Below are 9,563 nucleotides of genomic sequence, written 5' to 3'. Positions count from 1 at the left end.
CGTCACCATGCTCGCCGAGAACAAGAAGATCTATCCCTGACCGGTCCGGTACCGGGAGCGACCGGCGCCGGCGGCCGGCAGTCGCGGCACGGCCCGGCTGTTCCCCGGCCGACGGCCCGGGCACCCGGCGGACCCGTCGACACGCGGGCGCCGAGTGCCTTCCGTCGCCGAGTCATTCGGTCCGTGCCCCCGGTCCTCGAGTTCCCCCGCGGGACCCTTCCGGAGGGAGCGCCACGGAGGCATCCGCCGATCGGCGTGGGTGATGGCCGGTCAGGACGACGCGGGCCCGACCGGCAGGACCCGCAAGAGAGGGCCTGGTGGGGACGGGGATCGACCGATCGGCTCGGTGCCCGGCCGTGAGCGTGCGACGCGACGAGGCGGATGACCCGGTGTGCTGTCGTTCGCCTCGAAACGTCGGGGTCGGAACGCCGGCCGCGCCCTACGCGAGGCAGAGGTGCCCCACGTTCACGATCCGTCACCACCGAATGTGCGACAGAGCCGTTCGTTCGACAGACCCTCCCGGTACCGTGCGGCGCCGCTGCCGGCAGGGAACCAGGCGGACCGCACCGCCATCTTCCCCAGGAGGCCACGGGAGGGTTGGAACGAGTGGGTACAGGCACGGACACCATCAGGCCGCTGCCGGAGTCGCTCCGGGAACATGCCCGGCGACTCGGGGAGAAGGTCGCCTTCCAGGACCGCCGTACGCGGCGGACCTACCGGGACCTGGAACGCAGAACCGGACGGCTGGCCGGCCACGTGGCGGGGCTCGGCCTGGCACGGGGCGAACGGGTGGCCATCCTGCTCGGCAACCGCGTCGAGGCGGTCGAGAGCCTGCTCGCCGTCACCCGGGCGAGCGGGGTGGGCGTGCCGCTGGATCCCGGGAGCTCGGGGGCGGAGCTGGCCCGTCTGCTGGACGACTGCGGTGCGCGCGTGCTCATCACCGATGAGGCCCGGCCGGCGCGCCTGCGGGGACTGCTGTCCCGCCCCGGGCTGATCGTGGTGGTGGCCGAGGGCGGCGAGGAGGACGGGGACGCTCCGCCGTCCGGGGACTGCGGAGCGGCGGCGGACGGGGCCGGGGCGGCGGGCGGCGTTCTGCGCTACGAGGAGCTGGCGGGTACGGAGCCGGGGACGCCCGCCCGGGACGATCTCGGGCTGGACGAGACGGCGTGGCTGCTCTACACCTCCGGGTCCTCCGGCACCCCCAAGGGAGTGCTGTCCACCCAGCGCAACCGCCTCGCGCCGGTCGCGGCGGGCCTCGTCGGGGTTCTCGGTCTGTCGGAACGGGACCGGGTGCTGTGGCCGTTGCCCCTCCACCACGCCATGAGCCAGGTGGTCTGCGTCCTCGGGGTGACCGCGACCGGGGCGAGCGCCGTGCTCCCGCCCCGGTTCTCGGTGGCGGAGGTGCTCGGCGAACTGCGCCGTACGGACGCCCCCTACACCCTCCTCGGCGGGGTGCCGACGACGTACTCGGCCCTGCTCGACGCGGTCCGGAGCGAGGAGGGTGACGGGGACGGCGGCGGACTCGGGACGCCCGCGCTGCGGGGCTGCATCAGCGGGGGCGCTTCGGCGGGGTCCGAGTTCCGGAGGTCCTTCGAGGAAATCTGCCGGGTCCCCTACCTGGAGCACTACGGCAGTACCGAGGCGGGTCCGGTCACCATGGCGGCACCGGGCGGCACATCGGCGGCCGGGTCGTGCGGCCGGGTGCTGCCCGGCGTCCGGGTCCGGGTCGGCGGCGGCGCGGACGGACAGGACGCCGGCGAGGGCGAGTTGTGGGTGAGCGGACCCGGGGTCATGGCCGGTTACCACGGCAGACCGGAGGCCACCGCCGAGGTGTTGCGCGACGGCTGGTTCCGCACCGGCGACCTGGCCAGGATCGAGGCCTCCGGCGAACTCGTGATCACCGGCCGGGTGAGTGAGCTGATCGTCCGGGGCGGGGCGAACATCCACCCCTCGGAGGTGGAGGCGGTGCTGCGGCGGCTGCCCGGGGTGGCGGACGCCGCCGTGGTCGGACGCCCGCACCCCGTCTTCGGCGAGGTGCCGGTCGGCTATCTGGTCCCCGCGCCGGGCAGCGGTGTACTGGACAGGGGGGCGATCCTCGCCGCCTGTCGTGCGGAACTGTCCGCTTTCAAGGTGCCCGCCGAACTGTACGAGGTGGAGGGCGTTCCCCGTACCGCCTCCGGGAAGGTGCGGCGGCATGCCCTCGCCGGCCGGCCCGCACGGACGCTGGGCACGGGGGCGGCCGGGGAGTCGTCGGACCTGCTGGCCCTGGTGCGGAACGAGGCGGCGGCCGTGCTCGGTTGCGCGGCGGAGGCGGTGGAGCCCGGAACGGCGCTCCGCGATCTGGGCATGGACTCGCTGACGGCGACGGTGCTGCGGGAGCGGTTGTCGGCGGCGACCGGCCTCCCGCTCTCCGAGGCCGTCGCCTTCGACTTCCCCACGGCCGCCGCGCTCGCCGCCCACCTCCGTGCGCGGAGCGCCGCCGCACCGTCGGACGCCGGGATCGCGCACCGGTGCGTGGCCCGGCCGGACGACGATCCCGTGGTGATCGTGGGGATGGCCTGCCGCTATCCCGGGGGCGTGGCCTCCCCCGAGGAGCTGTGGCGGCTGGTGGCCGACGGGACGGACGCCATCGGTCCGTTCCCCACCGACCGGGGCTGGGACACGGAGGCGCTGTACGACCCGGATCCCGGGCGGTCCGGCCGGACGTATGTGCGTGAGGGCGGCTTCCTCTCCGGTGTGGACCGCTTCGACCCCGGCTTCTTCGGCATCTCCCCCCGCGAGGCCCTGGCCATGGATCCGCAGCACCGGCTGCTGCTCGAAGTGGCGTGGGAGGTCTTCGAGCGCGCCGGTCTCGTTCCCCGTACCCTGCGCGGCTCGTCGACCGGGGTGTACGTCGGGCTGATGTACAGCGACTACGCCGGCCGCCTCACAGAGGTACCCGAGCACGTCGAGGGCTACCTCGGCATCGGCAGCGCCGGAAGCGTCGCCTCGGGCCGTATCGCCTACACCTTCGGCCTGGAGGGTCCGGCCGTCACGGTGGACACGGCGTGCTCGTCGTCCCTGGTGGCCCTGCACCTGGCGGCGCAGGCGCTGCGCCGGGGTGAGTGCTCCTTCGCGCTGGCCGGCGGGGTCACGGTGATGTCGGGGCCCTCGTCGTTCGTGGAGTTCAGCCGGCAGCGGGCGCTGGCCCCGGACGGCCGCTGCAAGGCGTTCGGCGCGTCCGCCGACGGCACGGGATGGGCGGAGGGCGCCGGCATGCTGTTGCTGAGCCGGTTGTCCGAGGCGCGCCGCGCCGGGCTTCCGGTGCTGGCCGTGGTGCGCGGCTCGGCGGTGAACCAGGACGGGGCGAGCAACGGGCTGACGGCACCGCACGGCCCGGCGCAGCAGCGGGTGATCCGGCAGGCCCTCGCGGACGCGGGGCTGGCCCCCGGGGACATCGACGCGGTGGAGGCGCACGGCACCGGCACCCGCTTGGGCGATGTCATCGAGGCGGAGGCGTTTCTGGCGACGTACGGGCGTCAGGAGCGGGAGCGTCCGCTCTGGCTGGGCTCGGTGAAGTCGAACATCGGTCACACCCAGGCCGCCGCCGGGGTGGCGGGCGTGATCAAGACGGTGCAGGCGATGGCGCACGGCGTGCTGCCGCGCACGCTGCACGCCGACGAACCGACCGGCCGGGTCGACTGGTCGTCGGGACGGTTGGCGCTGCTGACCCGGGAGGTGGAGTGGCCGAGGACGGACCGCCCGCGCCGGGCGGGGGTGTCCTCCTTCGGCATCAGCGGCACCAACGCCCATGTGGTGCTGGAGGAGGCCCCGGCGGACCGGGGTGCCCCGCCGCCGGTTTCCGTGGCGGACGACGGGGCCGGGAGCGGCCGCGTCGACGGCGGGGCGGTGCCGGCGTCCGTGGCCGTTGCGGTGTCGGCGAGGAGCGGGCCGGGGCTGCGGGCCCAGGCGCGGCGGCTGTACGACCGGGTGGCCGCCGATCCGGACGCGGCCCCGGTGGACATCGGGTACTCGCTCGCCACCACCCGCACGGCCTTCGAGCACCGGGCCGTGGTGGTGGCCCGGGACCGTGCGGAACTGCTCGCCTCCCTGCGGGCGGTGGCGGAGGGCAGAAGCCGGCCCGGGGTGCGGACGGGCACGTCCCGCCGCCAGGGCCCGCTGGCCCTGCTCTTCACCGGCCAGGGCAGCCAACGCGTGGGCATGGGACGTGAGCTGTACGAGTCCCGGGAACTGCATCCGAGCTTCGCCCGGTCGTTCGACGAGGCCTGCTCCCTGCTCGACCCGCTGCTGCCGGTGCCTCTGCGGGACGTCGTGTTCGCAGGCTCCGGCACGCAGACGGGCGCGCTCCTGCACACGACCCGGTTCGCGCAGCCGGCGCTCTTCGCCCTGGAGACGGCCCTGTTCCGGCTGCTCGGGGCCTGGGGTGTGCGCCCGGACCTGGTGGCCGGGCACTCGGTGGGCGAGGTGACCGCGGCGCATGTCGCCGGGGTGCTGTCCCTCGCGGACGCCTGCACCCTGGTGGCGGCCCGGGGCCGGCTGATGGACGCGCTGCCTGCGGGCGGTGCGATGGCCGCCGTGGCCGCCGACGCGGACGAGGTGGCCGAAGTGGCCGCCCGACTCGCCGGGACAGGGCGTGCGGTGGAGATCGCCGCCGTCAACGGGCCCGCCTCGGTGGTCGTCTCCGGGGACGAGGCCGCGGTGCGGGAGACCGTCGCGTACTTCCGGGAGCGGGGCCGGTCCACGACGCCCCTGCGGGTGAGCCACGCCTTCCACTCCGCGCGGATGGAACCCATGCTGGCCGACTTCGCGGACGTGGTGCGGCGCCTCTCCTTCGCCGCGCCGCGCATTCCCCTGGTCAGCGCCGTATCCGGCCGGGCTGCCACCGAGGAGGAGCTGAGCTCACCGGATTTCTGGGTGGGCCATGTCCGCCGCCCGGTCCGCTTCGCCGATTCGGTGGCGTATCTCCAGGACCGGGGCGCGGCGCACTACGTCGAGCTGGGGCCGGACGGGGTGCTCACCGGTCTGGTCCGAAGCTGCCTCGCCGCGACCGGAGCGGCGCCGGCGGGCCCGGGCACGGACGGAGCGCCCGCCGGCGAGCGGACCCCGACGCCGCTGGTCCTGCCGACCCTGCGCGGGGCGCGGCCGGAGGCGGACGCCCTGCTCGACGCTGTGGCCGCGCTGCACACCCATGGCGTGCCCGTCGACTGGCGGGCCGCCTTCGCCGGGCGCGGCGGGCGGCGCGTCACCCTGCCCACGTACGCCTTCCAGCGCCGCCGGTACTGGCTCGACGCCACCCCGCGGCATCGGTCCGCTCCCCCGCCGGACGCCCCGGTCCATCCGCTGCTGTCGTCCCGCACCGCGACGGCCGACGACGACGGGCTGCTGCTGAGCGGGCTGCTCTCGGTGCACGACCAGCCCTGGCTGGCCGACCATGCGGTGGCGGGGGCGGTACTGCTGCCGGCGGCCGCCTTCGTGGAGATGGCCCTGCACGTCGGTGAGTCGGCGGGCACGCCCGTCCTGGACGAGCTCGCCCTGACCGCGCCGCTGTCGCTGCCCGCGGACGGCACGGTCGAGCTGCAGGTGAAGGTGTCGGGGCCGGACGGCGCGGGACGGCGGACCGTGCTCTTCCACGCCCGGCCGCACACGCCGGCGGGTGACCGGCCCTGGCATCGGCATGCCTCCGGGACGCTCGTGCCGGAGCAGCGGCCGGCGGACCGCGGAGTGGCTGCGGCCGCGACCGGGGCCGGGGCCACGCCCTGGCCGCCGCCGGGCGCGGTGCCGCTGCACTCCGGCGATCCGGACGCCGACCCGTACGAGCGGCTGGCCGGAAGCGGGCTGGGCTACGGCCCTGCCTTCCGGGGCCTGCGCGCCGCCTGGCGGCTCGGGGAGGAGCTGTACGCCGAGGTCGAGCTGCCCGAGGCCGCCGGGGCCCCGCTCCCGGACGCGGGTGGCCCGGGGTTCGTCCTGCACCCGGCGCTGCTGGACGCGGCGCTGCACGTCCTGGCGCTCGACGGGCGCACGGCGGACCGTGCCGGGACGGACGGTGGTGGGGTGTCCCTGCCGTTCGCCTTCGGCGGAGTGCGCCTGCACACGGCCGGCGCGCGGCGGTTGCGGGTGCGGATCGCTCCGGGACCGGACGGGCGGGCCGGGGTGAAGCTGACCGACGCGGCGGACGCGCCGGTGGCCGCGGTACGTTCGCTGACGCTCCGGCCCCTTCCGCGTACCGGATCGGGAACGGCGGATCCGGTCACCGGGGTTCTCCACCGGATGGACTGGGTGCCGCTGCCCGAGCCGCCCGTACCTCCGGTGGTGCCTGCGTGGGGCGTCCTGGGCGCGGCGGGCACACGGTGGGTGGATGTGCTCGCGCCCCGGGGTTCCGGCGTTCCGGTGTACGCCGACCCGGCGGCGGACGGCGCATCACCGGCCGTCCTCGTCGCGCCGTGCCCGCCGCCACCGGACACGGCCGGCGGTGCGCAGGACCCGGCGGCGCGGATACGGTGGGCGGCGGGCTGGGCACTGAGGCTGGTACGGGAGTGGCTCGCCGAACCTCGCCCGGCGGACTCCCGTCTCGTCCTCGTCACCTCCGGTGCCGTCGCCCCGGACGATGGCGGTCCGGTCGACGGTGGCACCCGTCCCGGGGATTCCGGCGGATGCGCTTCCGTACCGGCCCACGCCCCGGTGTGGGGGCTGGTCCGCTCGGCCCTGCGGGAGAATCCGGGCCGGTTCGCCCTGGTCGACATGGACGATCACCCCGACTCCGTGCGCCTCCTCCCCGTCCTGCTGGCCGCCGCGGCGCCGGAGACGGCCGTACGACGGGGAACGGCGTACGTACCGAAGCTGGTCCGGGTGGCCGGGGCGACGGAGGAACGGCGGTCCCGGCGGCTCGACCCGGAGGGCACCGTCCTGGTCACCGGCGGTACCGGTTCCCTGGGCATGCTGGTGGCACGGCACCTGGTCACCGCCCACGGCGCCCGGCGTCTGCTGCTCGCCGGCCGACGCGGCCCGGACGCACCGGGGGTGGACGAGCTCGTCGCGGAACTGGGCGAGTCGGGCGCCGAGGTGACCGTCCGGGCGTGCGACGTCGCGGACCGGACGGCGCTCGCCGCCCTGCTCGGCTCGGTGCCGGCGGACCGTCCGCTGACCGGTGTGGTGCACACCGCGGGGGTGCTGGACGACGGCATCGTCCCGGCGCTCACCGCCGGCCGTCTGGAGCGGGTGCTGCGGCCCAAGGCGGACGCCGCCCTCGCCCTGCACGAGCTGACCCAGGGGCGCGACCTGGCGATGTTCGCGCTGTTCTCTTCCGTGGCGGGTACCTTCGGCGCCGCCGGTCAGGCCAACTACGCGGCCGCCAACTGCGTGCTGGACGCCCTGGCACGGCACCGGAGACGGCTCGGCCTGCCCGGTACGTCGATCGCCTGGGGCCCCTGGCGGCAGAGCGAGGGCATGATGGCGCACCTCACCGACACGGACCTGCGGCGGATGGCCCGCTCGGGATTCCGCCCGCTCGAGGCGGACGAGGGCCTGGCCCTCTTCGACGCCGCCGTGGCCGGTGACGACCCGGTGGTGGTGGCGGCCCGTCTCGTCCCGGCCGCCCTGAGCGGCGGCGATCCGGCGGCGGGCCGGTCCCGGCCGCCCGTCCCCGCCGCGACGGGTACGGGCGGCGGGGACGGGGCCCTGTTCGGCCGACGGCTGGCGGCCGCTTCCCCGGACGAGCGGGGCGGGTTGCTGCTCACGGAGGTGCGGGCCCTGGCGGCCTCGGTGCTGGGTCACCCGGAGGGGACGGCCGCGATCGACGGGGACGACCTGCTGGCAGACCTGGGGCTCGACTCCCTGGCCGCGGTCGACCTGCGCAACCTGCTCACGACGTCGACGGGGCTGACGCTGCCGCCCACGCTGCTGTTCGACTTCCCGACCCCGCGCGCGGTCGCCGCCGAGCTGGCAGAGCGGTACGCCCGGGGGGCGACTCCTCCCGGCAACCCCGGCGCCCCCGAACGGCCGGATGCCACCGGCCGCTCGGGCGGCCCCGGCCGAACGGCGGACAACGGTGTTCCCGGCGGTCCGGGGACGGCCGGTCCACCGCAAGCCCCGGTGCGGGCCGGGGACGCACCGGACACCGGAGGTGCTTCGGATTCCCTGGGTGCGCTCTTCCGCGCCGCTTGCGAGCGGGGGCGGACCTGGGACGGCATGGTGCTGCTCACCGTCGCCGCACGACTCCGCCCGGTCTTCGACAGGGCCGGGGCGCCCGGTGCGGCGCTCGATCCCGTCCCGCTCGCACCGGGCGGCGCGGGGCCCCGGCTGATCTGCTTCCCCGCCCTCAGTGCGCTCTCGGGACCCCAGGAGTACGCGCGCTTCGGCGCCGGACTGCGGGGCCTGCGGCCGGTCTCGGCGGTGCGGCACCCGGGGTTCGGGCACGGGGAGGCGTTGCCGGCCACGCTGGACGCCCTCGTCACCGCCCAGGCCGCCACCGTCCGCGCGGCCGCGGGCGACGGGCCGTTGGTCCTGCTGGGCCGCTCGGCCGGTGGCTGGGTGGCCCAGGCCGTGGCCGAGCGGCTGGAGGCCGAAGGCTCCGCCCCGCTCGCCGTTGTCCTGGTGGACACCTATCCCAGCGGTGACGAGGACCGTGGGCAGGCGCTTTCCGCGATGACGTCGGACATGCTGCACCGGGCGGCGGAGTTCCTCCCGGCCGCCCCGGACCGGCTCACCGCCATGGCCGGGTACTTCGAGCTCTTCGCCGGCTGGAAGCCCTTGCGGCTCGCCTCCCCCACCCTCTTCGTACGGGCCCGGGACCCGCTGCCCGGCGTGGAGTCCGCCCCGGTCTGGGATCTGCCGCACACCGAGGTCACCGTGCCCGGGGACCACTTCACCGTCCTGGAAGAGCATGCCCGTACCACCGCGCTGGCAGTCCACCACTGGTTGGCCGGTCCGGACCGGCCAACCCCCTGATGCCCCGCACCGGTCGCAGGGGTCGCGGGACGCCCGGCAGGACCTCGGGGGACGACCGGCGTCACAGGCCGGACTGCTTGGTCGAGGAGTACGGGACGCATGACCATGCGGCCCTGCCGGTCCCGGGGGCCAGTTCGCCGGGGTACCGGCGTGCGCCGACGGGGGCGGGTTCCCCGAGTGCCGATCCGTCGCGGAGCGGCCCTCGAAGGGCCTCCGCACAGGGCGGCGGCATGGGGAACGCCCTCATTCCGCGGGAGGTCCGCCGTGCCACGCGGCAGGCCTCCCGGGCGGCAGCCGGGCGCCTCCGCCCAGGTCCTCACCGCGGCAGGTCACCAGGTCGGCGAGCTGGTACGGCTCTGCCCCCACGCCGACCGTTTGCCGACCCGAGCGAAGCCGTCACGCCCTTGACCTGCGCAAACACCCGGGCACTGGATGGTGGGCCTGAACACGGTACGCAGCACCGGCGGATGCCGCTCCACGCGGTTCAGCTCGTCGTGTCCGAATGTTCGGAGACCGAACGCTTCGGCGAGCGGCGGCAGGCCGAGAGGCCCGTCAGCGAGGCGGGAGGGTGCCGGAGGTGACGGTATCGGCCTTGGCCGCGTCGGCGAGGGCCGCGGCGG

The 9,563-nt window shown here is 76.0% G+C and carries 1 protein-coding gene; it reads left to right on the top strand.

Annotation, left to right across the window (positions count from 1 at the left end; genetic code table 11):
• Positions 1–606 precede the first annotated feature (606 nt).
• A complete protein-coding gene (locus RIM90_RS27165) occupies positions 607–8,943 on the top strand; it encodes a type I polyketide synthase (RefSeq protein WP_309063391.1) in 8,337 nt (2,778 codons plus the stop codon).
• Positions 8,944–9,563 lie beyond the last annotated feature (620 nt).

Origin of the sequence: Streptomyces sp., assembly GCF_031181555.1 — a bacterium.
Classification (GTDB): domain Bacteria; phylum Actinomycetota; class Actinomycetes; order Streptomycetales; family Streptomycetaceae; genus Streptomyces; species Streptomyces fimbriatus.
This window is presented reverse-complemented; position numbering and strand designations above follow the sequence as displayed.